The organism is Halosimplex yunnanense (assembly GCF_054504345.1).
Genome location: NZ_JBTJEL010000037.1, coordinates 528602 through 554044 on the forward strand (window position 1 = coordinate 528602; position 25443 = coordinate 554044).

The window sequence follows — 25443 nt, forward strand, 5'->3', positions numbered from 1 at the left end:
ATATTCCGGATCCGTTCGCATAGGTGGGGCCAGCTTTCAAAAGTGGCCTCGATCCCCGCGACCTCACACGATATTTATGGTAACGAGGTGCGAAGTTACTGGTGTGACAGAGGGATACGAGCCGTCCGAGGTCCCGTGTTACGAGGATCAGGCGACCCGGGACGCCGAGTACGAGCGCGCGGAGCGCGAAGAGACGCCGTTTTTCGCCGTCGAGCGCTACGAGGAGGGGTACGCGGTCACCTACGACCTCCTGCCGGCGGGAAGCGAGCTTTCGAAACCCGCTCGAAAGGAACTCGACGAGAGACTCACCCGCGAACTAGAGGATCTGGTCGGCGACCCCGCGCTCCCGACCCGCGAGGCGAGCAAGAGCGTCGGCGCGTCGCTGGGGAGCATCTCCCTGTTCGGCCGCGAGCAGACGGCCAGACGGGTCGCCGCCGTCGCCTCCCGGTTCGTTCTCGACGAGTCGAACTGGGTCGAAGCCACTCCGCCGGAGGGGGCGACCGGAACGCAGTTCCGGGAGAACTGACGGGTGCAGAAACAGGGGGCCGACGGCGCTTTCGCGAGCCGATACGGGCGACTCCGACCGTCAGGCGTCGGCGATAACCTCCTCGGCCCACGCGGCGGGCACGACGAGCAACTGTTCGTCTGCGGCCAGTTCGTCGCTCGTCGCGAAGACGATGTCGTCGCCGCCGACGACGCCGGCACCTTCGGAGACGGTCTCCCAGTGGTCGAGCACCTCGTCGGGGATAGTGACGAGACGGTTCTCGTCGACCTGCGTGCTGGCGACGTACCGGACGTCGTCGCCGTCCTCGATCGGGTCGAACAGTTGCGAGACGACGACCGCGTCGTCGTCGCGGATCCCCCAGACCACCTCGGCGTTCATCGAGAGGAACTCCTGATTGAACGCCCGCTGGGGGGCCGGCACCCGATTGCTCTCCTCGTCGAAGGCCGCCTCGCCCAGCCGGTCGTCCGCCAGCGGCGCGGCCTCCGCTGCTGATTCCTCGGTTTCGGTCGCCGCGTCTTCGGTCTCGGTCGTGTCTGTTGTTTCGGGTTCAGTGGTCGAACCCGACTCCGCGTCCGTTCCGGACTCGACGGACTCGTCTTCGACTGCGTCCTCGATGTCGGGGCCGGTTTCGACGACCGACGACGCCTCGTCACCGCTGGCGTGGGCGGGTTCGGCGCTGGATTCGTCTACTACACTCTCGAGGTCGGGGCTCGTCTCGACGACGTCCGACTGGTCGATGTCGATCCGTTCTCCCCGATCGCGACCCGAACGCCGCTGCACGGCGGCGACGGCGAGGAGTCCGGCGCCGACGACGAGCCGCCGCAAGCCGCGAGCGCGGTCACCGGCCCGAATTGAACGGATCCCCCGAAGCACCGTCGCACCGCCGCTGACCCCAGCGATCGCACCCGAACGGGCGCCCCTCCGGACGTATTTCGACAGCGTCCCGGCCGCTCCCTCGCCCCCTTTCGAATCGCGCTGCTGGCCGCTCTCGGTGCGCTCGTCGACTGGCTCGTGGCTGGCGTCTCCGTGGCTCATGGCACTCTGCCGTAGGGGCCCCACGCGTAAATCCGTGCGGCCGTCGACGGTTTGTCCCCGCGATTCGCGGGCGAACAGCGCGGCTCGCTGTCGCTCGACGAGCGTGGTCCCGTCCGGATCCGGCGATCGGGCGTTTCTGGTTCGACAGCCGGGCGCGGGTAATACGACGCATAACAATACACGTGTCGACCGAGTGTCCGAAGCGACACGGGGCGAAGTCGGCGTCGGGCTATCGAGGGCTTACCGTGGTCGGCGAGTCGACCACTGACCCCCGTCACGAGGAAACCATGAAAGTAGCACTCATCGGCTTCGGACAGGCGGGCGGCAAGATCGTCGACGAGTTCGTCGATTACGAGCGGCGGACGGGACTGGACATCTTCAGTTCCCCCGTCGCAGTCAACACGGCGAAGACGGACCTCCGCGGACTGGAGAACGTTCCCCCTGACAATCGCGTTCTCATCGGGCAGGCACGCGTGAAGGGCCACGGCGTCGGCGCGGACAACGAACTCGGCGCGGAGATCGCCGAGCAGGACATCGGCGAGGTCCAGAGCGCCCTCGACGAGATTCCGGTCCACGAGGTCGACGCGTTCCTGATCGTCGCGGGGCTCGGCGGCGGGACCGGCAGCGGCGGCGCGCCGGTGCTCGCCAAGCACCTCAAGCGCATCTACACCGAGCCCGTGTTCGGCCTCGGGATCCTCCCGGCGGCCGACGAGGGCGGCATCTACACGCTCAACGCCGCCCGCTCGTTCCAGACGTTCGTGCGCGAGACGGACAACGTGCTCGTGTTCGACAACGACGCGTGGCGCCAGACGGGTGAGTCGATGGCGGGCGGGTACGACCAGATCAACGGGGAGATCGTGCGCCGGTTCGGGATGCTGTTCGGCGCCGGCGAGACCGTCGGCAACGAGCAGGTCGCCGAGAGCGTCGTCGACTCCTCGGAGATCATCAACACGCTCGACGGCGGCGGCGTCTCGACCGTCGGATTCGCCTCCGAGACGGTCGATCGAACCGACGACGGGCTCCTCTCGTGTTTCGGCGGCGACGACGGCGCCGTCGACGACATGGGAGAAGCGAACACGACCAATCGGATCACCTCGCTTGTCCGGAAGGCCGCGCTCGGCAGACTGACGCTCCCCTGTGACCTGTCGGGAACGGAGCGCTCGCTGCTCGTTGTCGGTGGTCCCCCTGCGCATCTCAATCGAAAGGGAATCGAGCGCGGCCGGTCGTGGCTGGAGGAGGAGACCGGGAGCATGGAGGTCCGCGGCGGCGACTATCCCCTTCCCGAATCAGGACGGGTCGCCAGCGCCGTCCTGTTCTCCGGCGTCCACAAGGTCCCACGAGTCAAGGAACTCCAGCAGGTCGCCATCGAGGCCCGGGAGAACATCGACCAGCTGCAGTCCGAACGCGAGGACAACCTCGACCGGTTGCTCAACGAGGGCGCCGAGGAGATCGCACCGCTGTACTGATTTCGGTCCTCGTTGCCCGGGTATTGCCGGCGGGCACGCCGAAGCGACGGAGGCTCGGCGGTACCGCTGTAATAATCTCTATAACTTATCGAGAACCATGCTACCGCATATACATATTAATTTATTACCCCATCCATCGTCTATAGAGATAGGAAGTTCTCTTCCGTCTACCATGACCGCAGCAACTACCTCCCCAGACACTCGCAACACGTTCCAGAGCACTATCGGCGGCTACACGGTCGGCGGCCGCGCCCACAGCCTGTCCGCGTGGTTCGTGCTCTCGCTCCGTCTGATGATGGGCTGGGCGTTCGCCTACTCGGGGTTCACGAAGATCGCCGCGGGCGGGTTCGACTCCGGCGGGTACCTCACTTACAGCGCGGCGACGAACGGCAACCCCCTCGCGGGTATGTTCGCGTGGATGGGGTCGACGCCGTGGTTCGTCGAGTTCGCCAACGTCGCGGTCCCGTACGGTGAATTGCTCATCGGCCTCGGGCTGCTCGTCGGCGCGCTGGTCCGCCTCGCGGCCCTGTTCGGCGCCCTGATGATGTTCATGTTCTACTTCGGGAACTGGGACGTCGCCCACGGCGTCATCAACGGGGACTTCGCGTACATGCTCGTGTTCCTCGCGGTCGCCGCCTTCGGCGCCGGTCGCATCCTCGGGCTCGACGCCTGGATCGAGAACTACGAGGTCGGCGGCCAGTCGCTCGTCGAGCGCTATCCCGTCCTCGAATACGTTCTCGGATGACGGCCGACTCACTCGGCTGATCCATTTCTCCCGTACTTACGCCCACAGCTACCGCGATTCCGGCCTCGCTGTCCGCAGTTCTCTGTGCCCTATTGTGACGTCTTCCCGATCGGGTTTCGGAGCAGATGCACTCGATGGAGAGTCCGTCCGAATCAGTCGGAGGCTGCCGGGTCCGATCCGGGTCGCGGCATATCACCACGCACCAGGGGCGGCTGTCGCAGCGCGACGGTATCGTCCGGCGAGTCGAAGGGTCGACGCATCCGGAGGACGCCCGTCGGTCGGCCGGTCCGGTCGTAGGACGGCTCCCCGACCGTCTCGAAGCCGAGCGTATCGTACAGCTCACGCGCAGCGCGGTTGTGCGGCTCGACCACGAGAGTGAGCGCGTCGCGGTTTGCGATGGACGCGGCCGCGAGGACGTGTTTGCTCACTTCGGTGCCGACGCCGCGGTGCTGGTAGTCCTGGTGGACGAAGACCGCGAACTCCGGTTCGGGGTCGTCTGTCGGCGTGTATAGGGCGTGTCCGACGACTCTGTCGTCACTGGTAACGACGAAGTTACACCCCCGTTCGAGACAGTCGTCGACCCAGTCCTCGATCCGGGATCGGGTGTGTGGAGGGAGCCCCTGCGCGCGCTCGCCGGGCGCGAAGTCGTCGTACATTTCGACGAGGGCGTCACGGTCGTCGGCTGTCGGCGGACGAACGACCCAGTGGTCTCCCTCGGCGTCGATGAAGCGGGGACATCGTGGCGGACAGTGTCTCGACCCTTCGCAGTCCGCCGGCGACCAGTACGAACACGTCCTGCCGATGTCGCTCATACTTCAGTCTCGGTCGTTGGATCGGATAAGAGAGCGAGCGCGCTCTCAATGTGCGAGAATACCCGAGAACGACGACACGGAGGCGCAATACGGAACGATTCTGTGACGAACCCGGTAACGAACGGGGCTAATCGCGAGTGGGACTGGCTTCTGACTGTCCCGATGGAACAGTTCCGGCGGGACAGTTAGATGGGCGGAGGGAGACACACACCTGATTCCGAGTTAGTGGGGGGTTCGGTTGGGGAGAGGGTCCCTGTGGCGTGTGAACTAACTCGGAACGAGGTGTGTTCGCTCTAGAACTAGACTAGCAGCTAGTTTCTAGTTGTAGTAGCGTAGTGGAATGGTGGACGGTTGAGACAGTGGAAGATCGAGACTAGAATAGTTGATTGAGATCAGGACGCATCTCTCGTGATGCAGTTTAGTTAGTGACACAGCCTAGTGAGTAACTGGAGGTATAGTGAGTGATTGGCGGTACTGAGAACCGTAACCGTCCCGATGGATGGCGACGTGGCTCTCTCCCTGATACCCAGTGCTGTCATCAAACTAACTCGGAATCAGGTGTGTGTCCGCTTGATTCGCCCCCTGACGATTTGCCGGACTAACTCGGAATCCGGTGTGTGTCCGGTGTCAGCGGTCTCCCCGTCCGGCGGATCGCAACTTCTGGGAAAGTTCTCGCAGAACCCGACGGTCACCCGCGAACTAACTCGGAATTGGGTGTCCGTGCTGGCCGAACCGGATCCACCGACGACTCGATAGCGATCTACCGCGGTTGAGCACGACCGATTGGATCTGCCCGAGAACGGAGACTGGCGAGAACTAACTCGGAATCCGGTGTGTGTCTCCGAATCCGGGTGTCTCTTCGCAGTCGTTCGATTCGTAACTCGGAATCCGGTGTGCCCGTGCCGGTGTGGGCGTCGTGACACCGAGCGGTGAGGTGTGGACGCTCCCCTGACCGACGAACGTCCAGTCCCGATCCCGGTTCACTTGCCCCGTTTGGCAATCGGCACATGTTCGGACGAGGAGTCTGCGTCCGCTAACTCGGAATCTACTGGGGGAGAACCGACTTCGGAGTTATCGCGGACCTGCGCGTATCCTGAACGATAGCTCGTACTACCGGGTAACTAACTCGGAGTGTAGTGGAAACATTTTTCAGCGGGCCACCGAACAGGAAACTCATGCAGGAGCGTCGGAACGCGGGCGCGGCGGAGGGGGACGAGCTGTTCCAGTCAGTGGACGAGGGCGGTGACGATACGATCTTCGCCAACCGCGAGTTGCTCAACATCGACCACGTTCCGGACGAGACCCGGATCGTCGGTCGCGACGAGCACATCCGCGATCTCGCCAACGAAGTCGGCCCGGCCGTGACCGGCTCGCCGCCGAACTCGGTGATCCTCTACGGGAAGACCGGTTCGGGCAAGTCCCTCGTCGCGAATCACGTCATGGAGCGCGCCCGCAACGAGGCCGAACGCCGCGACAAGCGCCTCGCCACCGTGACCGTCGACTGCGCCCAGGCGAAGGGGGAGGCCGATACCATCCAGACCATCGCCGAGGGGATCAACACCCCCGAGACCGGCGTTCGCATCCCGACACGGGGCATCTCGACGAACGAGTATTACAATCGCCTCTGGGAGATCCTCGACCGGGAGTACGACGCGGCGCTCATCACCCTCGACGAGGTCGACCGGCTCGGCGACGACAACGTCCTGATGTTGCTCTCGCGGGCCCGCGAAGCGGGGAAGGTCGACGTTCCCATCGGCATCATCTCTATCTCGAACAAGGTCAACTTCCGCGAGCAGATGACCGAGCGCGTCAAGAGCAGCCTCGGTCACAACGAGTTCATCTTCGACCCGTACGACGGCGAACAGCTCCGACAGATCCTCGAGAATCGGCGCGACGCATTCCGCGACGACGTCCTGAACGCCGGCGTCATCCCGAAGACCGCCGCCCTCGCCGCCCAGCGCCACGGCGACGCGCGCAAGGCGATCCGCCTGCTTCGCCACGCCGGCGACTACGCGAAGAACAACGGCATCGCCGAGGTGACCGAGAGCCACCTCGAACGGGCCCAGGAACAGGCGGAAGTCGAGCGGCTGAAGGAACTCATCGCCGGGCTCCCGCCCCACAGCAAATACGTCCTCTACGCCCTCGCGAATCTCACCGCGAACACGTCGGAGGATCAGGACTGGTTCCGGACGACCGTCATCTACGACGTCTACCAGAAGGTCTGCGACGCCGAAGGCGCCGACGACCTGACGACCGACTCCATCCGGGGACTGCTCAGCGAACTCGCCTTCCTCGAGGTCACCGAGTCCAATCAGGAACACGGTGGCATGGGCAAGGGGACCTACAAGGAACACCGCCTGCTCTGGGAGCCGAGCGTCGTGTTCAAGATGGATCCGAACCCGGCACAGGTCGACGTCGAGCAGTAACCGTTCGGCGCTGTCGCCCGCCGTCTATCCGCTATCCACGTTCCTGAACTGCGGACATGCACCGACCGAGAGCACGGTTAGTCACCGTCGAATTCAGTTTCGGTCCCTTCGGAGAGAGATGCTTCGGGGCCCGCTGCATCGAGGATCGCCTCGAGTTTCTCCTCGACCCGCGAACGACGAGCCCGATCGGGGAGCGTCGTCGGATCGCTTTCGGGGTCGTATCTCTCCAACAGCGCCCAGGTCCGTCGAGGGTACTGCTCGGCCAAGACGACCAGGGGGCGAGCGGGCTTTCGACCGCGGCCCATCCGCGCATCGACCGATTCGACCGTGTTCTCGACGATCTCGTCCAGTCCGACCGCGGCCAGTTCGGGCTTGGACTCGGCGATCCCCTCCAGCGTCGACCACAGGTGACTGTTGTATCCGACGGAGTCGGCCCGTTCGACGAGTCTCGTTACGCCCTCCTGGGCGGTTTCCGGTCGGTACTCCGTGACCGTCGCGAGGAAATCCGCGGCACGTGAACGCTCCGCGGCGACGGCGTCACGGACCATCCGATCCACGAGGTGCGGTCTCGACGCTGCTAGCACGTCTACAGGCCAGTCTTCTCCGCGGCCAGCATCGGTGAGGTCCGCGAGCGACTGCGGCAAGGTACCGGGCGTAGCCGCTTCGACTGCTGCCAGCGCTTCGGCAGCGTGGACATACGACCGAAAATCCGCGAGACACGTCAGAAGAGTTCCGACGTGTGGCTCGACGGCAGCGGGGTCGTGCTCCGCGGCTGCCGCGATGGCCGCCGCGACGGGATGTTCTCGGCCCACTGGCCGGGCCAGAAACTCGACCAGTCGGTCGACAAGTTCGATGGCAACTGCCGGCTGGTCTTCGATGATCCGTATTACAGTTCGGAACTGCCGAGAGTCGTCCGAAGGGTCAAGCGTGGACAGCAGCGACGAAAGGGCTTCGGTAGCCGCATCGGGATCGCGTTCGGCCACGACGGCGAGTACGTCACGGTCTTCGATGGGGTCGTGCTCCGGTCCGTCACCGCCGTCCGTCTTTCCGTCGCTGCGATCCACGAACGGCTCGATCCCCGACGGGACCGGGGACGCCCCAACGCTGCCGAGCGAGACAAGCAACCTGACGACCTCCTCGCGTGCCTGTTCGTCGGGCGCGTCAAGGAAACCGTACAGTGTCGATATCGCGTTGGAGACCACATCTCGGGTGGCATCAGCGGTAGGGATTCCCGCGTCGGGATCCTCGGCAGCGAGTGCGGCGACCACCGCAGCAGCAGGGCGTGCTTGATCACCGTCGAAGACGAGCGCCGGGCGAACGGTATCCCAGTGATCGCGGATGAGTTCGGGATGAGCGCTGGCAATCCTCGCCAGCGCCTCGGTCGCTGCCGGCGATCCGGAGTCGGCCGCCACCGCTAGCTCCGCCACAGCCTCGTCGAGCGATGCCGGTTCGCACTCTGTGATCGCCACTAGCGCCTCTGTCGCTTCAAGAGGGTTCGTCGCCAGGCGATCGAGTAAGACACGACCAATACGGTCAGCGGCCTCGAACGGCCCATCCGTCACCGTACAGATCGCCGCGAGCGTTCCGATGTCAGCATCGGCAGGGTCCCATCCCTCCTCGGTGAGTTGAGCCACTGCGGCATCGATTACCTCGGTATCGAACAGACCGCTATCGCGGGCCAAGTGCTCGATTTGTTCGCCAAGTGCTGGGATCGCCGCTGCCGTGACTGCTGCTACCGACGAGGGGTCTCCCTCGGTCGACCAGAAGTAGGTCCCGAGCAACCACTCGACGGACCGGCGGGTGGCTGGTTCCCCGTCTAGCCCGCTGGCGATCGCCGACAGTGCAACGGCTTCGTCTCCGCTGTCGTGGTGAACGGCGAGTAACGCGAGGGCAGGGGCCACAGCCGAACGCACCCGCGGGTCGTCGTCGTCGACGCCGTTCGAGAGGGACTCGAACAGATCCGATTCACTGACTTCGCCGTCGACGACCGAGGTTCGATCCAACTGTGACCAGACCCGTTTGAACAGGGCCCGAGCGACTCCGACCCGGACGTGTGGATCCTCGTCGGTCAGCGCCTCAATCATCGAGTCGTCGACGGTCTTTGGCGCCCCGACCAGACCGAGGTATCTGGCTGCTTGTCGCCGGACTTCGGGGGTGTCGCTCGTTAGCTCGGAAACCGCATCTTCGGTTGTCAGCTCTCGCACGACAGCCGCCGCGAGCATTGCCGACCGCCCTGTCTCGTCCAACAGATCCAACACCGGTCGTGGGGTTACTTCGACGGGGACGACCGACGAGGTGGCCGCCGCGTACAGCTGTTCGAGCGCATCGATCCGCTCACTGCGATCGCCCCGGTCGATGCGCTCGGTGAGGGTGTCCACTGCCGACGCGAGTACATCCGCTGGGGTGGCCGCAAGCACCGCTCGGGCTAGCTCCCGGGTTTCGATCGGTTCGTCCCGAAGTTCGGCCGCAAACGAAGCCAGCGGCGGGGGACCAGCCGTGAAATACTCATTATCCCGGTCCGCCGACGCTTGGTTCGACAACGGTGAGAGCAAGGCCTCGTCCGGTTCGAACGCGGGGTCGATCCCCCATTGCTGTTTCAGAAGCCGAAGTCCGGCCCTATCACCGATCCAGTTGGTCGTGGGCGTCTCCTCGACGGGGACCAGGTCACCGTCGACCCAGGTGAACAGCGAGGCTCCACCGGCGTGTTCGACCTCGTGCTGGATGACTCCGACTATCCACTTACAGGGGACGTCAAGGTCGGTGTGGATATCCCGCAGGAGTTTCCAGGGGCCGGTCAGTCGCTCGTGGCTATCCCAGTGGACCCGTCCGTTCCTGACCGTCACGTCGCGCTCGGGGTCATCAATTCCCGGACAGTCGAGCCAGGCGAGCGACGCTCGGAGATGCCCCGCCACGGAACGGACGTCTCGCTCCCCCGGTTCGACGATAATGTACTGTCGCTCCCACTTGCCCATGCTCGTGTTCGCGGGGCCTGCCACTTCTACTTCGACCGTGCAGTGAAACTGATCCGGTCTGCACGGACCTACCCGGATCCCGGACGGTAGCCTTCTCTTGTCCCCTTGGCGAGGGCCGCTTCGCCTTTCACCTCGAAGGGGACGATCGGAACACGCGATGGCGGTTACGTCCAGAGGCGGTCACTGAACGCGCGGTTCGTCGACGCATTCGCCACCGTCGCTCCGATGTCCCGCTTGAACGCTTCAGGATCGACGCCCCCACGTTTGATCGTGTTCAGCGCGTCGATGAGCGCGGAATTGCCGCGCTCGAACGAGAACGACCCGACGGCGGCCCGGCCGTCTAACCCGGTTCGGAACAGCGGCGGTCCGGCGTCCGAGACCCGCTCGTGCGCGAGGACCGACTCGGCCACCGTCGCGTTCCCGGTCTCGACGTACGCGAAGTACGCCGTCAGATCCGCGTGCGGCGTCAGCGAGAACCGACCGGCATCGACCTCGCTGTCGGCGAGCTGGACGACGAAGAGATCGCCGGAGACGGGCCGAATCTCGTCCGCCTGTTCGACGGTCGCACCGCGGTCTCGGAACGTCTGTGCCAGTTGCTGGGAAACGCCCGACTGAATGTCTGCTTTACCGCCCGTAACGACGATAGTGACGGTCTCGTTGGTTACGTCCGGCACGCCGGCATTCGCCGGGTGTCCAGTCGTCGACGCCGGTGCCGTCGACGTCATGTACTCGCCGGAGATCGCGGAGCTGTGCGCCAACGCAACCGGCATCACACACACGCTCGCGAGGAGGATGCCGGTCATCAGGAGGGTCTTTCGCTTCATCGAACTGAATTCGGGTCGTGTCTGGGGGACGATACTGGGGGTCGGATCGTCGGCTGAACTGCTGGAGAGAACGAGTGCGAGGAACGTGCTGGTCGCTGCGACGAGCGAGGTCCGCGGGCTCAGTACGTGGTTCCCGACGCCCTTCCCGACTGTTTCGAGCAGTTCCAGAGTGAACCCGAGAATACCGAGTATGCCGACAGCGCCGAGAAACCGCTTGAGTTTCGCTATCAGGCTCGACTTCCTGTCGTCGGTGCCGAGGAACACCACGGCGGGGTGCTCCGACGGCGCGTAGACGCGCATCTCCTTGCCGCGGGAGGAGTACCTGATCTCGGTGACGCGGGCGAGGCCGGCGTCTTCGAGCTTCTCGAGGTGGTACATCGCGTTCTGGACCGTGGTGTCGGTCTGCTCGGCGAGTTCCGCCGGCGTCCGCGGCGTTCGGTGGAGTTCCGCGAGTATCGCCCGCGTCGTCTTCGAAGAGAGTGTCTCAAATACTTCGTCTGCTTCGTCGTCGTCGATATCGAGGAGCCGGAGCGACCCGTCCTGGGTCGACTCGGACTCCGAACCTGAGGAGGGCAGCAATGACATTTCGACATCGTGTTCGAAGAACAGCGTGGGGTTAGTGCTATGGGTTTGTTCAACCGCTGTTGAACGGTCGGAATCGAGGGAGAGGACGGGCCCAACCGGCAGGGGAGTCCGGAGACGCTCGCCGCTCCGGCTCGGGGCTCAACGCGCGTCTGCGTCGCTTTCCTCGAGTTGTTCCTGCCAGTTCTGGACTTTGGCCATCAGTTCGACGGGCGGCGTCTCGTTGACGTCGATATCGCCGAGTTCGTCGAGGACGGCTTCGGTCTCCGGATCGAGCGACTGGTCGCCCGCATCGGTCGCCGGCGCCTCCAGCTGGCTCCCGTCTGTCGCGACCTGTTGCTGGGAACTGCTCGTGTCCCCGGAGACCAGTTCACCGGACCCGAGGTCGAAGACGACCTGTTCCGTCTCCTCACCGTCGCTTCGGTCGCTCCCCTGGACTTCGATCGCTTTCTCATCGCGGAGTCTGTCGAGAACGTCCCGCGAGCGGTCGACGACTGGGTCGGGGACACCGGCGAGATCCGCGACGTGAACTCCATAGGACCGATTCGTGGGCCCATCGCGGACCGTCCGCAGGAAGGTCACCTCGCCGTCGGATTCGTCCGCGGCGACGTGGACGTTCTCCACCGTCGGCAACTCCTCGCCCAGCGCCGTGAGTTCGTGATAGTGGGTCGCGAAGAGGGTCTTCGCCTGGATCCGGTTGGCGAGATACTCCGTGGCGGCCCACGCGATGGAGATGCCGTCGTAGGTCGCCGTCCCGCGGCCGACCTCGTCGAGGATCACGAGCGAGTCCTCGCTGGCGGAGTGGAGGATGTTCGAGAGCTCCTGCATCTCGACCATGAACGTCGAACGCCCCTGCGCCAGCTCGTCCAGCGCTCCCACTCTCGTGTAGATGCCGTCGACCAGCCCCACTCGCGCAGACCGCGCCGGGACGAAGCTCCCGACCTGCGCGAGCAGGGTGATCAGCGCCGCCTGTCGCATGTACGTCGACTTCCCGCTCATGTTCGGGCCGGTGACGATCAGGAACTGTCGGTCCTCGTCCATCCGCAGGTCGTTCGGCACGAACTGCGTCGTCTGCTCGACCACCGGATGCCGGCCCTGCTTCACGTCGAGTTCGCGACCGTCGGTCAGTTCCGGCCGCGTCCAGTCGTTGCGGACGGCGTGGGCGGCCAGACTGGCCAGCGCGTCGCACTCGGCGAGCGCCCGGCCGGTCTCCTGCAGGACTTCGGCGTGGGCCGCCACCCGGTCGCGCAGTCGGTCGAAGATCTCCCGCTCCATCTCGTGGCGGCGCTCTTCGAGGCGGAGGATCTCACGCTCCTTCTCTTCCAGTTTGTCGATGACGTACCGCTCGGAGTTCTTCAGCGTCTTGATTTGCTCGTACTCGTCGGGCACCCGGTCGGTTTCGCTCTTGCCGACCTGGATGTAGTACCCGTCGGTCTTGTTGCGGTCGACCGAGAGGTGGGTGATCCCGGTCTTGCGCTTCTCCCGATCGGGCAGCTCCTCGATCCACGCGAGCGCGGACTCGTGGGACTCGATGATCTCGTCCAGTTCCGCGTCGAATCCCTGCCGGATCAGCCCGCCCTGCGTGACGGTTCCCGGCGGGTCCTCGACGAGCGCGTCGTCGAGGTCCGCGGCCAGTTCGGCTGCGGCCGCCCTGTCCGGCCGCTCCAGTACGTTGGCGAGCGGCGAGTCTGCCAGTCGTTCGGTCTCGGCGACGAGGTCACCTACTGCGGGCAGCAGCGCGAGCGTCTCCTGCACTGCTCGGAGGTCCCGTGCATCGGCGCTTCCGGAGGCGGCCTTCGAGGCCAGCCGTTCGAGGTCGTAGGCGTCGCCGAGCGTCTCGCGCAGCTGGTCGCGGGCCATCGCGGCCTTGGAGAGCGCCTCCACGGCGGACTGTCGGCGCGTCAACTCGCCGCGCGACCGGCGGGGCCGCTGCAGCCACTCGCGGAGCAGGCGTCCGCCCGCGCTCGTGACGGTGTGGTCGACCGTCGAAAAGAGGGACCCGTCGCGGTCGCCCTGCATCGTCTCGGTGAGTTCGAGGTTGCGCTGGGTCGTCGCGTCGAGGTCGACGTAGGCCGACTCGTCGAACGACTGGAGCCGGGTCATCGACGCCAGCACGCCCGCGCCCGTCTCGTCGACGTAGGAAATGACCGCACCGGCCGCCCGGACCGCGGCCTCGGCGTCGGCGATGCCGACGCTCTCCAGCGTCTCCTCGCCGAACTGCTCGCGCACCCGGTGCCGGGCGCGTCCCGACGCGAACGCCTCGGTCGTGTGCAGCGAAAGAGACGCGTCCGTTCGCTCGCGCACCTCGTCGAGGAACTCGTCGTCCGAGCGGACTTCGGGACCGGGCAGCACCTCCGCGGGGTCGAATTTATATAACTCCGTCAGCGCCGCCGCCGTCGCGTCGGCGCCCGACTGTTCGGTGACGAGGAACTGCCCCGTCGTCACGTCCGCCACGGCGATGCCGTAAGTCGCGTCGTCGCCGCCCTGTCCTGTGGCACCTCGTCGCGCGCCGCTCCGTCCCGATTCGTCGCGGACTACGGCCGCGAGGTACTGCGCGTCGTCGTCCGTCGTCGCGAGGTGAGTCCCCGGCGTGACGACGCGTTCGATATCGCGGGCGTGGCCGTCGCCAGTCTCGTACTGGTCGGCGACGGCCACCCGATACCCGCGTTCGACCAGCGCCGAGAGGTACGGCGTCAGGTCGTCGAGCGGCACGCCCGCCATCGGATAGGACGATCCGTGGGAGGACTTCTGAGAGATCTTCAGGTCGAGTTCGTCGGCGACGATCTCGGCGTCTTCGGCGAAGAACTCGTAGAAGTCGCCGCACTGCATCGCGAGAATGTCGGCGTCGGTCTCCTCCTTGAGCGCGAGGAACTCCCCGACGATACCCGTCGCCTCGGTCATACGCTGACCTGTGTTCGAAGCCGGGTAAAAGGCTACGGGTCCGGAGCGGAAGTGAACGCGGGCCGGCGCCGCTGTCGTCTCGGTGTTACTCGTACTCGAGGCCCTGCTCGTCCAGCACGTCCTTCAGCGCCTCGGCGGCCACCTCGAAGCCCTCGGGGCCGCTGTAGCCCGACGCCTGCCCGGCGACCGCGAGGTGCGGCTCCAGCGAGAGCGCGCCCTCGAAGCCTCGGTCCCGGAGCGCGGCCACCGTCTCGCCGATGCGGCCGTCGCCCTCACCGGCGGGCCGGATCTCGCCGCGCTCGCCGTACTCGGCGTCCTTGACGTGGACCTGCTCGACGTACTCGACGACCTGCAGGAGCGCGTCGGGGTACGGCCGCACCCCGATTTCGAGGTAGTTCGCGGGGTCGAACACCGCCCGGAGGTGCGGCGAGTCGACGGTCGTCAGCAGATCCCGCATCCGGCCGGGCGTGTCGCCGTAGATGTCCTTCTCGTTCTCCATCGCGAGCGTCACGCCGGCGTCCTTGGCCTTGTCGACGGCGACGCGTGTGCGCCGCATGACCTCTTTGCGGTGGTCCGCGGGGTCGTCGCCCTCCGGGAGGTAGTAGGAGAACACGCGGACGTAGTCGGTGTCGAAGCGGTTCGCGAGTTCCAGCGCCCGATCGAGCCGTTCCACGTGCGGTTCGAAGTCGTCCTCGATCCCGATCTTGCCGATCGGCGACCCGATCGAAGTGATCGAGAAGCCGCGCTCGTCGAGGGTCGCCTCCAGTTCGTCCAGCCGGTCCTCGGAGAGATCGAGGGCGTTCTCGTCCCAGACGCCGCGCAGGTCGAGGTGGCTGACGTCGAGGGATTCCAGCGTCGAGAGCTGGTCGTCGAGGTCGGAGGCGATCTCGTCGGCGAATCCGCTGATCACGAGGGGCGCGTCTGACATGCCTCCGCGGTCGAAGCGTGGGACCGTATGTCTTGCCACCGCGGAAGCTCCCGCCAGTAGCCATGCTGCCCAGCCGTGCGGCTGAAATTTAAATACGGTCGCGAGCAAGTTCCGGTATGGACGATTCGACCCTGCCCCATCGGGAGGCGGTCGACACATTCGTCGACCGGGTCGACGAGGCCCATCTCGACACCGTCCAGCGGCTTTACCTCTTCGGGAGCGTCGCGAGAGGAGTCCACCGATCGGACTCCGACATCGATATCTTCGCCGTTCTCGACGACGGCGCTGACGTCTCTGCGGTCGAAGAGCGATTGCGGGATATTGCTTACGACGTGATGCTGGAACGCGGTGCCACGTTCAGCATTCACGCGGTGACGGAATCGACGTTGAATCGCCGCGAGGACCACCCGTTTTTCCGCACTGTGGCCGAGGACAGACAGCCTATCTATGGCTGAGCGGGAGTACGTCGAAGAGGAATTTTCGAAAGCGAGGGTGGCGCTGGGGGACGCTGAATCTCTCGTGACCAGCGGTGGAAGCGATGCCGGTGTCGTGAACCGCCTCTACTACGCCTGCTTTCACGCAGCGCAAGCGGCGCTGTATGACCGTAACGTCGAGCCGTCTTCGCACGGCGCAGTTCGGAATCTCTTCGGCGAGCACCTCGTCCTCGATGGAGACATGTCTCGCGAGCAGGGCCGCCTTCTGACGACGCTTGCCGACCTCCGACAACAGGCCGACTACGGATACGCCCCGATCGACGAAGACATCGATTCACTCTTCGAACGGACGCAGCGGTTCGTGAGCGATATCGGCCGACTCCTGAATCTCTAATGCGAAACTGGACCGCTCACTCGAGCCGCACCGGCTCGCCCCGCTCCGCGGACTCGTAGATCGCTTCGATGATCTCCACGGCCTTGCGGGCCTCGCTCGCGTCGAGCATATAGGGTTCGTCGTTCGCTCGCGCGTCGAGGAAGTCCTCGATGTTGCGCCGGTGGTTGGCGTAGTCGATGCTCATCGGGTCGGCCGCGCCCCCGCCGGAGTCCGTCTCGCCGAACTCCTCGCGGATCTCGGGGTCGTCCTCGCGCTCCTCGCGGAACTGCCAGGTGACGAGTTCGTCCTCCAGAATTTCTGCCGTGCCGCCGCGACCTGCCAGTTGAATGCGCTTGAGCGAGCCCGGGTACATCGAGGTCGCACCGAGGATCTGCCCGAGTGTGCCGTCGCGGTAGCGGAGGACGGCGACCGCGGTGTCCTCGACTTCCATGATGTCGTCACTGTGGGCGCGGCGGTCGGTGTACGCGAAGACTTCCTCGACGGGGTTCGGATTCTCAGTCCCGTCCTCATCGCCGTCCGCGGCGCCCGCGCCGGCCGCGCTCGCGAGCCACTGGACGGCGTCGATGCCGTGGATCGACTGGTTCATCAGCGCGCCGCCGCCGTCGAGGTCCTGCGTGCCCTGCCACGCGCCGTCGTAGTAGTCGTCCTCGCGCCACCACGGGACGTACGCGCTGGCGACCGAGAGGTCGTCGAACCGGCCGTCCGCGGCGGCCTCGTGAAGCTGTCGGACGACGGGGTTGTAGCGCTGGTTGAAGATCCCGCCGAGCCGGACGCCCGCTTCCTCGGCCGCGGCGACCATCTCGTCGATGCGCTCGGTCGTTATCTCCAGCGGCTTCTCGCAGAGGACGTCGATCCCGCGGTCGGCGGCCGCCAGTGCGGGCTCGAGATGGGCGCCGCTCGGCGTACAGATGGTGAGGACGTCGACGTCCTCGGCGTCGAGCATCGACTCTGTGTCGGGGAAGTACTCGCAGTCGTACTCCGCGGCGAACTCCCGGCCGCGCTCCTCGGTGCGGCAGGAACCGGCGACGAGTTCGGCGCCCTCGATGTCGGCGATCGATTCGGCGTGCATCGTCGCGACTGCCCCGATCCCGGCGATGGCGATGTGGTGTGTCATGTCGTCACCCGGTTCGCAACCCCGTATCAAAAAGGTGGCCGAGCGCGTGCGACGAGTCGACAGTCACGCCAGCACGGGCAGTAGCTGGTATCCGGGGGTTACCGTTCCGAAGGCGGGTCGTTTTTAACGTCTCCCTCGGTCGAACGGACACGTACAGATGGCCCTCCCCGAGCCACTCCAGCGGGCGAAGCGCCAGGTCGCAGCGGACCTCCGCGCCGACCCGTACCTCCCGTACATCCTCGCCGCCGCCCTCCTGCTGTCGTCGTTCTGGATCTGGCATCGGCTACCCAACTTCGCGACGCGCGACGAACGCTGGCGCGTCGTCGACCCGATCGAGGTCCTGGCCACGTATCTCGACGACCCGGGACTCGGTTCGGTCTCCGACGGCGTGGCGGTCTGGCGGACCTACGGCTCGGCGATGTATCTCTCCGCGATCGCGCTCGTCCCCGTCTTCGTAGTCGTCCTCGCAGCCGACGCGCTCCCCGAGTTCGCGGACATGGGCCGGCACATCGGCGTCGGTTTCTGGCCCCACTGGCTGCGGACGCCCGGCTGGATATGGCGGTGGAGCGTTCTTCCCGTCCGCCTCGCCAACGTCGCGATGGCCGTCGGGTGCGTCTACGTCACCTACCGGATCGGGACGACGATGCGCGACCGCGCGACCGGTCGGATCGCCGCGTCGTTGTTGACGGTCACCTGGGGGTTTCTCGTGCTCGCCCACGAGGGCGGTGAGGACATCCCGTCGCTGTTTTTCCTCCTGCTCTCGCTGTACTTCGCGGTCAGATACGTCGAGTCCGGCGCCGACCGCCTGTTCTACTGGGGCTGCGTCTTCGGGGGTATCTCGATCGCGTTCAAGCTCTCCGGCGGGGTGAGCGCCGTGATGCTGGGGGTCGCGCACCTCCACCGCGCTCGCCGATCGGAGACGGGATTACTCGCCGCCGCGCTCCGGCCGAAGTTCCTGGGTATCGGCGTCCTGATCGGCGTCGGGACGGTCGCCGTGGGGTTCCCCAGCATCATCTTCGGCGCCCCGGAGCAGTTCGGCGGGCGGATCAGCCGCGCGTTCTCCGCGAAGTCGAACCCCCACGGCTGGCTCGTCATGCCGAGCTGGTGGTGGATCCTGCGGGGCTACCTCAACGGTCCGGGGATCCCGCTCCTTGTCGGGTACGTCGGCGGCGTGGTCGCGGCCTTCACGCAACTGCGCGAGCGGTCACTCGACGCTGCCGGCATCCGGATCGCGCTGGCCGGCGTCGGCACGTATCTCCTCGTCTTCTCGACGTGGCGCTACGTCAGGACCCACCACCTCCTGCCGACGTTCGCGCTGCTGGGGCTCGTCCTCGCGGTGGCGCTTGTTCGTCTGCGCGAGCGTCGACCCGCGATCGGTCGCGGAGTCGTCGCGTTCCTGCTGGTGTCGAGCGCGTTCTACGCCGGCGGCGGGACGCTCGCCTACGCCTCCCAGCCCCGGGATCAGGCCGTCGACTACTTGCAGACTCACGGCGGCGCGAACGACACCATCGAGACCTACACCGGCGACCCGCAGGACGCCGCCGTCCCCCACAGCGAGCGCGTCGACCACCGTCCCGGGTACGGCGTCGGGACGTTCGAGGACCGCTGTCCGGCCTACGTCGTCCTCAACTATCACAAGTCGCTGCTGTACCTCGCGCCCGACTCCTGGGGCAAGCGGGCCGACGTCCTCTCGGACCCGCGAACCGAGGCGTTCGTCAGCGACCTGCTCGCCGAGGACACCTACCCCTACGAGATCGCCGGCGAGTACGGCCGCGAACCGCGGTTCCTGCGCGGCGACGGACGAGCGCCCATGTGGCAGCGGCTCTACCGGATCGGGACTCGGCCGCGGGTCATGCAGTACGGCGACCCGCAGGACATGGGCGTCGACCAGTACACCGTCGTCCTGCGCCGGACGGGGGAGTGCGGGAACGGGACGCTCTCGGACGATACCCGCTCGGAGACCCGGTGACCGCGTCCGGTCGGACCGGCACCGGCGCGGTCGCCCCGCCTCGAAACCGGGATTACCGGTCAGTAACCGCGCGTGCCGCTTTGGCGGGGTTTAAACCGACTCGCTCGCTAGCGGCCCGTACATGACCGACAGCGAGTACGACGTCGTCGTGGTAGGCGGCGGGCCGGCGGGACTGACCGTCGCACTCTACACCGCGCGACTCGGGCTGGACACGGCGATCGTCGACCGCGGCGGCGGCCGCGCCGCGATGATGCAGGAGACCCACAACGTCATCGGCGTCCCCGAGGAGGTCAGCGGCGGCGAGTTCCTCGGGACGGCCACCGAGCAGGTCGAATCCTACGGCGCCGACGTCCACCGCGAGTTCGTCGGCGAGATCGAACGAGTCGACGAGAGCGACGGCGACCCGCGCTTCCGTCTCGAGACCGGCGACGCGACCTACGGCGCTCGCCGGGTCGTCCTCGCGACGGGGTTCTCGGACGTGCGCCCGGACCCGCCGCTTCCGCCGACTGGCCGCGGCCTGCACTACTGCCTGCACTGCGACGCCTACATGTTCGCCGACGAGCCGGTCTACGTGATGGGCACCGGCGACTCGGCGGCCTACGTCGCGATGATCATGCTGAACTTCACCGACGACGTGGACGTGTTGCTCCGCGGCGACGACCCCGAGTGGAGCGACGACACCGACGAGATGCTGGCCAACCACCCCGTTGACGTGGTCTACGAGGACATCTCGGCGGTCAACCGCGACGAGGACGGCTGGCTGGAGTCCTTCGAGTTCGAGGACGGCACGGAACGGGAGTACCGAGGTGGCTTCCCGATGCTCGGCTCCGAGTACAACACCGACCTCGCCGAGTCGCTCGGCTGCGACCTCAACGACGACGGGACCGTCGACGTGGACGACCACGGCCGTACCAGTGTCGACGGCGTCTACGCCGTCGGCGACGTGACCCCCGGCCACAACCAGGTCCCGGTCGCGATGGGACAGGGCGCGAAGGCCGGCATCGCGATCCACATGGACCTGCGTCCGTTCCCGCGCTCCACAGAGGGCATCGACGAACTGGGCCCGGTCTCCTCGGGCGACGTGCCCGCCATGTCGCAGGAGTTGCTCGCGACCGCCGTCGCTCACGAGGGTCACGCCGGCGGTCCACGCGTCGACGTGTCCGAGGACGTCGACGGCGGGGACGAACAGCCCGCGGACGACGACTGAGGACGGCGGATCTTCGCGCAGCAATCGGTTTTCGCGTCAGGAATCGATCCCGTAGATCCGGTCGACGCCGACGTAGACGAACCACACCATCCAGACGGTGAAGATGACCAGCCACGCGCCGTACTGGACGTACGGATGGGGGACGAGGACGTACGCGACGATCAGCAGGACCGCGACGGCGACCGCTGCGGCGACGTTGTACCGCGTCGGTGAGAACACATCCCCGAGTAAGTCCCGCATTGGCATCTGATTGGGTTTGGTCCTACAAGACTGTTGGCGGCGTACAAAAGCGCTTACAGGAAATGCGAGAAGTTGGATCCCTCGGTATCGGGCCGAGTAGTTACGACCCCGTCGTCACGTTCATCGCCCACTCCGGTTTCTCGACGGCAGTACTCCCCACGTCGGACAGGGTGTACGTCCGCGAATACCGCACATTATTGCGCAACTCGGGCGGTTTCTCGAACGTGTACTGGTAGTGGCGGATGACGCCGTCCGTGTCGAGTAGGAGTGTCGCGGAGAAGTTCTCGTAGTTCCAAGTCGCGTTCTCGCTCGGAGCCCATGGGCCGGTCAGTGTATCGGTGCCGTTGGCCTCGTACCGCATCACGGCTTCGCCCTGGAACATTTCGACGCCCTTGCGCTCGTAGGTGGCGTTGATCGCACCGTGAGTGTACTCATTACTGAACAACCCGGGCCAGAGATACTGCCCGCTCGACTCGTTGAACGTCGGATAGCGGGTGGGCAGTACCTTCGAGTTGTTACCTGCTCCCAATCTGAGGTGCGTCGTGCTTCCGTTCGAATACTGGCTATTCAGGCTACTGTTCATTGAGCCAGTTGTCTGTGAGAGGTACTGTGAGGCACCGGGTTCAGCGTGATACCGGAGTGTGGCGTTGAAATACGAGGCGTTCCCTCCCAGTTTCTGTGGTTCGCGGTTCGTCACGTTGTTCTCGACCGTGAGGGTGAAATTCGCGTTGCCCATCGCGTTCGCGTGGGTGTCGAACACGGTGTGGTCGATGGCCGACGCGTTCGGGAAGTCACTGGGGGACGCGTCAGGTGTCGGTTCGTTCTCGCCCGTGACTGGAAGTCCAGCACAGCCTGCGAGGACGAGGAGGGCGACGACGGCGGTCGTTGCGAGCGGAGACGCACGCATAGCGATTGTTCAACACTACAACATTTAACGCTATCGGGTAGTTCCTCCGCTCGGAGACAGGGGGACATCACCGCAAGCAGCGACGAGCTCCGATCACTACTCACTCACACTGCGTATCGACGACGAGGTCCAGGAATTCGCGGACGTCGCGCGGTCGTTCGAGGCGGTAGTCGGCGGCGGTCTCGCGCTCGCCGACGAGGACGCCGATGCCGTCCTCGAGCACGCGGAAGGCGTCCTCGTCGGTGACGTCGTCGCCGACGTACATGGGCAGGAATTCGTCGGGCGCTTCGTCGGTCAGCAGTTCGACGGCGCGGCCCTTGTCCCAGTCGACGGCGGGGCGGATCTCGCAGATCGCCTTGCCGTCGCGGATTTCCAGCGGCGCGCCGCTGGCCGTCACTTCCTCGACGGTGGCGCGGACGGTGCGCTCGACTTCCGGGACGCGCTCGTCGGGCACCTGCCGGACGTGGACGGTCGCGGTCAGGCCCTTGTCTTCGATCTCGACGCCGGGGACGTGCGCGAGGCGGTCGGCGAGGCGGTCGCAGACGCGGTCGACGGCGTCGCGACAGCGCCGCGCCTCCGGGTTGACGACTTCCTGGCCGTCGTAGCGGAGTTCGAGGCCGTGGTTGCCGGCGTAGGCGATCCCGTCGACGGCGACCCGCTCGCGCAGGTCGGCCAGTTCGCGACCGCTGACGACGGCCACGTCGACGGAGGGGAGCGAAGCGAGTCGCTCGACGCGCTCGCGGACGGGCGGCGGCATCTGTGCGGCGTCGGGCTCGTCGACGATGGGTGCGAGCGTACCGTCGAAGTCCAGCGCGCAGACGACGCCCGACGCGGCCGCGAGGCGGTCGGCGACGGACTCGCGGTCGAGCCAGAGGGGGGTAGCGTCAGTCGTCTGCACGCGTGGTGACACCCCCGTCGGCGTGGCCGAGGTTCGCGACGGTCCCGAGGACGGTCCCGACCCACGACTCGATGTCGTTGTCGGTCACGTAGTCGGCCAGCGCGTTGCCGCGGCGCAGGCGCTCGCGGTCGTTCATCGACAGCGCTTCTTCGAGCGCGTCGGCGAACCCGACGGTGTCGTGCGGGCGGACGGAGACGGCCCACTCGCCGAGGACGTCGTGGGCGCCGGCCTGGTCGCTCAGGACGAGCACGCCGGGGTCGTCGTCCTGCGCGGCGACGTACTCCTGAGCGACGAGGTTCATGCCGTCCCGGACGGGGCTGACGACGGCGAGGTCGGACTCGCGGTAGAGGCCGGCCAGCCCCTCGTTCGAGATCATGTCGGTGGTGTAGACGACGGGCTGCCAGTCGTCGGTCCCGAACCGGGAGTTGACCCGCTCGACGGCGGCCTCGACGCGCTGCTGGTATCGGTGGTAGGCATCGATGGCCGACCGGCTCTCGGTGCCGATCTGGACGAGCGTCACCTCGCCGCGGTAGTCGGGGCGCTCCTCGAACAGGCGCTCGAGCGCGTCGAGTCGCTGGACGATCCCCTTGGTGTAATCGAGGCGGTCGACGCCGACGGCCAGCCGGGTGTCCCGGTCGATACCGCGGTTCTTCCGGAAGGCGGCGCAGAAACCGGTCGCTTCCATGCTCCCGGCCTGCTCGCGGATGCGGTCCGCGGGGACGCCCATCGGCGCGGCGCGGACGGTCGTCGTCCGGCCGCGGTGGGTCACGGTGCCCGCGTCGTAGTCGACCTCGGCGCCCGAGAGGCCGGCCTCGACGCACCGGAGGAAGTTCGCGCAGTAGCGGGGGACGTGAAAGAGGATCACGTCGTTGCCGAGCAGGCCGTCGAGGAGTTCCTCGCGGTGGGGACAGGCGCGGAACGTGTCCCAGCCGGGCCACGGGATGTGCCAGGTGTGGGCGAGCGTCCGGTCGGCCGTCGTGTCGGCGGTCGCGCTGTCAGTGCGTTCGCGGACCTGCTGGGGGGCAAGCGCGAGGTGGTAGTCGTGGAGCCAGAGGAGGTCGCCGGGGTCGCTCGCCGCGGCCAGTTCTGCGGCGAACTGGTCGTTGACGCGCCGGTAGTCTGCCCAGGCGTTCCCGTCGCTCTCGACGGTGCCGATCGCGGCGTGGCAGATCGGCCACAGCACCTGGTTGGCGACCCCGTAGTAGTACCCCTCGACCTCCGAGTCGTCGAGCCAGAGCCGCTGGAGGGTGTAGGTGTCGTCGCCGTCGGGCGGGACGGTGACCCGGTCGTCCTCGTCGACGACCGTCGCGTCGGCGTCGCCGTCGCCCCAGGCGATCCACGTGCCCTCGACGCGCCGCATGACTGCGTCGAGGCCGGCCGTCAGTCCGCCCGCGGGCCGGTCGACAGTCACGTCGCCGTCGTCGTCGTAATCGTGCCTGTACGGTTGCCGGTTCGATGCGACGACGAGGTCGTCGCCCGCTGTCGCGAGCACGCGGTCGAGATCCGCCTCGACGCGGTCGGCTCGCAGGTGTGTCCTCTCCATACGGACTACGCGTATTTGCCCCGCCAGGGGGGTATGGCCGCGGCTTGCACCTGCGCGCTGGATTCGAACGACCCTTCCCCTCGAAATGCCGATTGAGCGCCCCTATCCCGCGTTCGCGGCGGCCCCCTCGTCGGCGTCGCTCCCCGCGGTCCCGGACTGCCGGCGGATGTTCCGGATGCGGTCCGGGATCGGCGGGTGGGTGTAGTGGAACGTCTCGTAGAGCGGGTGTGGGAACGGATTCGAGAGGTTTTCGCCGGCGAGCCGACAGAGCGCGTCGACCATCGGCTCGCCGTCGCCCATCACTTCCACGGCGAACGCGTCGGCCTCCCGCTCGTGTGCAAGCGAAAGCTTGTTTTCGAGGGGGCTAGTCAGCCGGTTCAGCGGGTACAGGACGAGCGCCGCGAGGAACAGTCCCGCGTAGACGGGCCGGCCGGCGCCGGAAGCGAGACCGAACAGCTCGTAGAGCCACGGGCCGGTGACCAGCTGGTAGGCGAGGAAGAAGACGACGCCCATCCGCAGCGCCGAGGTCCCCACGCGCTTCCAGATGTGGGCTTTCTTCCAGTGGGCGAGCTCGTGCGCGAGCACGCTCTGGAGTTCGTCGGTCTCCATCTGCTCGACCAGCGTGTCGAACAGGACGACGCGCTTGGTCGCGCCGAACCCGACGAAGTAGGCGTTGGAGTGGCCGCTCCGGCGGCTGGCGTCCATGACGTAGATCTGCGAGCAGGAGAAGCCGGCGCGGTCGAACACCTCGGTGACGGCGTCGTGGAGGTCGCCGGACTCGACGGGCTCGAAGTCGTTGAAAAGCGGCGCGATGACCCGCGGGTAGACGACCATCATCACGAGCGAGAAGGCGACGAACAGCGCCCAGGCGCCGACCCACCACAGGTCGGGGAACGAGGCGACGACCCACATGACCGCCGCGGCGAGGAGTCCGCTGATGACCAGCGAGACGACCAGCCCGATCACCTGGTCGCGAACCCACAGTCCCGGCGACTGCTCGTTGAAGCCGAAGATCTCCTCGACGACGAACGTATCGAACAGGTCGAAGGGGATCGAGGACAGCTGGACGGCGAGGACGACGCCGAGGAAGAAGACGACGCCCGAGGGGACGGTCCCGAGACCGAGCGACTCGACGGCGGCGACGGCGTCGGAAAGCAGGCCCGAGTAGAGGACGAGCACCAGGAGTCCGAGACCGACCCAGGCTTCGAGCTGCCCGGCCCCGGCCTTCGCCCGCTGGTAGCCGAGGAGTTCGTCGACGTCGTCGACGGCGAAGCGCTCGTCGAACCAGCTACTCCCGTCGGTTTCGGTGTCGTCAACAGCGGCTTCGTCCGTCGCGGTGTCAGTCGTCGCGGCCCCGTCGTCCGCTCCGTCCGTGCCGCGCACGGCGGTTTCCCGCTCGAGCGCGCGAGCACCGTAGCGGACGTTCAGCACTGCCAGCCAGGAGAAGAACGCCTCGGTCCCGACGAGCAGGGCGAGGAAGGCGACGTGAAGTGCGAGCATACCTCGGCGTACGTCGCGGACGGGTTAAAGCCCCGGTCGTC

General features: G+C 66.5%; 20 protein-coding genes. 8 read left to right on the forward strand and 12 right to left on the reverse strand.

The window, feature by feature from the left end; all coding sequences use genetic code 11:
- The first annotated feature begins 103 nt into the window (after nucleotides 1–103).
- A complete protein-coding gene (locus tag AB2U09_RS21500; RefSeq protein WP_459194798.1) occupies nucleotides 104–526 on the forward strand; it encodes a hypothetical protein in 423 nt (140 codons plus the stop codon).
- Between the two features lie 60 nt (nucleotides 527–586).
- Here AB2U09_RS21500 and AB2U09_RS21505 read toward each other — a convergent pair whose 3' ends face one another.
- A complete protein-coding gene (locus AB2U09_RS21505) occupies nucleotides 587–1540 on the reverse strand; it encodes a hypothetical protein (RefSeq protein ID WP_459194799.1) in 954 nt (317 codons plus the stop codon).
- Nucleotides 1541–1827: 287 nt separating this feature from the next.
- On the opposite strand from AB2U09_RS21505, the gene AB2U09_RS21510 reads away from it, so the two are divergent.
- On the forward strand, nucleotides 1828–3006 hold the full coding sequence (locus AB2U09_RS21510; RefSeq protein ID WP_459194800.1) for a tubulin/FtsZ family protein: 1179 nt from the start codon (nucleotides 1828–1830) through the stop codon (nucleotides 3004–3006).
- A gap of 172 nt (nucleotides 3007–3178) precedes the next feature.
- Nucleotides 3179–3751, forward strand: a complete 573-nt coding sequence (locus tag AB2U09_RS21515; protein WP_459194801.1) for a DoxX family membrane protein — start codon at nucleotides 3179–3181, stop codon at nucleotides 3749–3751.
- A gap of 152 nt (nucleotides 3752–3903) precedes the next feature.
- On the opposite strand, the gene AB2U09_RS21520 is transcribed toward AB2U09_RS21515, so the two are convergent.
- Entirely contained in the window at nucleotides 3904–4563 is a 660-nt protein-coding gene (locus AB2U09_RS21520; protein WP_459194802.1) for a GNAT family N-acetyltransferase, read from the reverse strand.
- A gap of 1175 nt (nucleotides 4564–5738) precedes the next feature.
- On the opposite strand from AB2U09_RS21520, the gene AB2U09_RS21525 reads away from it, so the two are divergent.
- The gene (locus AB2U09_RS21525) at nucleotides 5739–6989 is read left to right on the forward strand and encodes an orc1/cdc6 family replication initiation protein (protein ID WP_459194803.1); all 1251 of its coding nucleotides are present in this window, start codon (nucleotides 5739–5741) and stop codon (nucleotides 6987–6989) included.
- A gap of 77 nt (nucleotides 6990–7066) precedes the next feature.
- On the opposite strand, the gene AB2U09_RS21530 is transcribed toward AB2U09_RS21525, so the two are convergent.
- From AB2U09_RS21530 to AB2U09_RS21545, 4 genes are all read right to left on the reverse strand, one after another.
- Nucleotides 7067–9985 (reverse strand): HEAT repeat domain-containing protein, encoded by a 2919-nt coding sequence (locus AB2U09_RS21530; RefSeq protein WP_459194804.1) that lies wholly within the window; start codon nucleotides 9983–9985, stop codon nucleotides 7067–7069.
- A gap of 140 nt (nucleotides 9986–10125) precedes the next feature.
- A complete protein-coding gene (locus tag AB2U09_RS21535) occupies nucleotides 10126–11370 on the reverse strand; it encodes an ArsR/SmtB family transcription factor (RefSeq protein WP_459194805.1) in 1245 nt (414 codons plus the stop codon).
- A 138-nt stretch (nucleotides 11371–11508) separates the two neighbouring features.
- Nucleotides 11509–14268: a DNA mismatch repair protein MutS gene (gene mutS / locus AB2U09_RS21540; protein ID WP_459194806.1), complete on the reverse strand. Its 2760-nt coding sequence runs from the start codon at nucleotides 14266–14268 to the stop codon at nucleotides 11509–11511.
- Nucleotides 14269–14353: 85 nt separating this feature from the next.
- On the reverse strand, nucleotides 14354–15196 hold the full coding sequence (locus tag AB2U09_RS21545; protein ID WP_459194807.1) for a sugar phosphate isomerase/epimerase family protein: 843 nt from the start codon (nucleotides 15194–15196) through the stop codon (nucleotides 14354–14356).
- Nucleotides 15197–15312: 116 nt separating this feature from the next.
- Between AB2U09_RS21545 and AB2U09_RS21550 the strand changes: the two genes are divergently transcribed.
- Entirely contained in the window at nucleotides 15313–15651 is a 339-nt protein-coding gene (locus AB2U09_RS21550; RefSeq protein WP_459194808.1) for a nucleotidyltransferase domain-containing protein, read from the forward strand.
- Nucleotides 15644–16024 (forward strand): HEPN domain-containing protein, encoded by a 381-nt coding sequence (locus AB2U09_RS21555; RefSeq protein WP_459194809.1) that lies wholly within the window; start codon nucleotides 15644–15646, stop codon nucleotides 16022–16024. Before AB2U09_RS21550 ends, AB2U09_RS21555 begins: the two co-directional genes overlap by 8 nt.
- A 16-nt stretch (nucleotides 16025–16040) precedes the next feature.
- Here AB2U09_RS21555 and AB2U09_RS21560 read toward each other — a convergent pair whose 3' ends face one another.
- Complete coding sequence (locus AB2U09_RS21560; RefSeq protein WP_459194810.1) at nucleotides 16041–17138, reverse strand: Gfo/Idh/MocA family protein; 1098 nt, start codon at nucleotides 17136–17138, stop codon at nucleotides 16041–16043.
- 157 nt (nucleotides 17139–17295) lie between these two features.
- On the opposite strand from AB2U09_RS21560, the gene agl22 reads away from it, so the two are divergent.
- Together agl22 and AB2U09_RS21570 are read left to right on the forward strand one after the other, a co-directional pair.
- A complete protein-coding gene (gene agl22 / locus AB2U09_RS21565; protein WP_459194811.1) occupies nucleotides 17296–19107 on the forward strand; it encodes a glucose-alpha-(1,4)-galactose-dolichol phosphate synthase Agl22 in 1812 nt (603 codons plus the stop codon).
- 121 nt (nucleotides 19108–19228) lie between these two features.
- The gene (locus AB2U09_RS21570) at nucleotides 19229–20314 is read left to right on the forward strand and encodes an NAD(P)/FAD-dependent oxidoreductase (protein ID WP_459194812.1); all 1086 of its coding nucleotides are present in this window, start codon (nucleotides 19229–19231) and stop codon (nucleotides 20312–20314) included.
- Nucleotides 20315–20350: 36 nt separating this feature from the next.
- Here AB2U09_RS21570 and AB2U09_RS21575 read toward each other — a convergent pair whose 3' ends face one another.
- From AB2U09_RS21575 to AB2U09_RS21595, 5 genes are all read right to left on the reverse strand, one after another.
- Complete coding sequence (locus tag AB2U09_RS21575) at nucleotides 20351–20554, reverse strand: hypothetical protein (RefSeq protein ID WP_459194813.1); 204 nt, start codon at nucleotides 20552–20554, stop codon at nucleotides 20351–20353.
- Nucleotides 20555–20654: 100 nt separating this feature from the next.
- Entirely contained in the window at nucleotides 20655–21461 is an 807-nt protein-coding gene (locus AB2U09_RS21580) for a DUF7537 family lipoprotein (protein ID WP_459194814.1), read from the reverse strand.
- Between the two features lie 100 nt (nucleotides 21462–21561).
- Nucleotides 21562–22359: a trehalose-phosphatase gene (gene otsB, locus AB2U09_RS21585; protein ID WP_459194815.1), complete on the reverse strand. Its 798-nt coding sequence runs from the start codon at nucleotides 22357–22359 to the stop codon at nucleotides 21562–21564.
- On the reverse strand, nucleotides 22346–23902 hold the full coding sequence (locus AB2U09_RS21590; RefSeq protein WP_459194816.1) for an alpha,alpha-trehalose-phosphate synthase (UDP-forming): 1557 nt from the start codon (nucleotides 23900–23902) through the stop codon (nucleotides 22346–22348). The genes otsB and AB2U09_RS21590 overlap by 14 nt, the downstream gene beginning before the upstream one ends.
- 102 nt (nucleotides 23903–24004) lie before the next feature.
- A complete protein-coding gene (locus AB2U09_RS21595) occupies nucleotides 24005–25402 on the reverse strand; it encodes a M48 family metallopeptidase (protein WP_459194817.1) in 1398 nt (465 codons plus the stop codon).
- Between the last annotated feature and the right edge of the window lie 41 nt (nucleotides 25403–25443).

Excerpts from the sequence above, each read along its gene's own strand:
- AB2U09_RS21515 (WP_459194801.1), top strand. The coding sequence starts at position 3,179 with ATGACCGCAGCAACTACCTCCCCAGACACTCGCAACACGTTCCAGAGC.
- mutS (WP_459194806.1), bottom strand. The coding sequence starts at position 14,268 with ATGACCGAGGCGACGGGTATCGTCGGGGAGTTCCTCGCGCTCAAGGAG.
- AB2U09_RS21590 (WP_459194816.1), bottom strand. The coding sequence starts at position 23,902 with ATGGAGAGGACACACCTGCGAGCCGACCGCGTCGAGGCGGATCTCGAC.
- AB2U09_RS21545 (WP_459194807.1), bottom strand. The coding sequence starts at position 15,196 with ATGTCAGACGCGCCCCTCGTGATCAGCGGATTCGCCGACGAGATCGCC.
- AB2U09_RS21575 (WP_459194813.1), bottom strand. The coding sequence starts at position 20,554 with ATGCGGGACTTACTCGGGGATGTGTTCTCACCGACGCGGTACAACGTC.
- AB2U09_RS21570 (WP_459194812.1), top strand. The coding sequence starts at position 19,229 with ATGACCGACAGCGAGTACGACGTCGTCGTGGTAGGCGGCGGGCCGGCG.
- AB2U09_RS21550 (WP_459194808.1), top strand. The coding sequence starts at position 15,313 with ATGGACGATTCGACCCTGCCCCATCGGGAGGCGGTCGACACATTCGTC.
- AB2U09_RS21595 (WP_459194817.1), bottom strand. The coding sequence starts at position 25,402 with ATGCTCGCACTTCACGTCGCCTTCCTCGCCCTGCTCGTCGGGACCGAG.
- AB2U09_RS21560 (WP_459194810.1), bottom strand. The coding sequence starts at position 17,138 with ATGACACACCACATCGCCATCGCCGGGATCGGGGCAGTCGCGACGATG.
- AB2U09_RS21555 (WP_459194809.1), top strand. The coding sequence starts at position 15,644 with ATGGCTGAGCGGGAGTACGTCGAAGAGGAATTTTCGAAAGCGAGGGTG.
- AB2U09_RS21520 (WP_459194802.1), bottom strand. The coding sequence starts at position 4,563 with ATGAGCGACATCGGCAGGACGTGTTCGTACTGGTCGCCGGCGGACTGC.
- AB2U09_RS21510 (WP_459194800.1), top strand. The coding sequence starts at position 1,828 with ATGAAAGTAGCACTCATCGGCTTCGGACAGGCGGGCGGCAAGATCGTC.
- AB2U09_RS21525 (WP_459194803.1), top strand. The coding sequence starts at position 5,739 with ATGCAGGAGCGTCGGAACGCGGGCGCGGCGGAGGGGGACGAGCTGTTC.
- AB2U09_RS21580 (WP_459194814.1), bottom strand. The coding sequence starts at position 21,461 with ATGCGTGCGTCTCCGCTCGCAACGACCGCCGTCGTCGCCCTCCTCGTC.
- AB2U09_RS21505 (WP_459194799.1), bottom strand. The coding sequence starts at position 1,540 with ATGAGCCACGGAGACGCCAGCCACGAGCCAGTCGACGAGCGCACCGAG.
- agl22 (WP_459194811.1), top strand. The coding sequence starts at position 17,296 with ATGGCCCTCCCCGAGCCACTCCAGCGGGCGAAGCGCCAGGTCGCAGCG.
- AB2U09_RS21535 (WP_459194805.1), bottom strand. The coding sequence starts at position 11,370 with ATGTCATTGCTGCCCTCCTCAGGTTCGGAGTCCGAGTCGACCCAGGAC.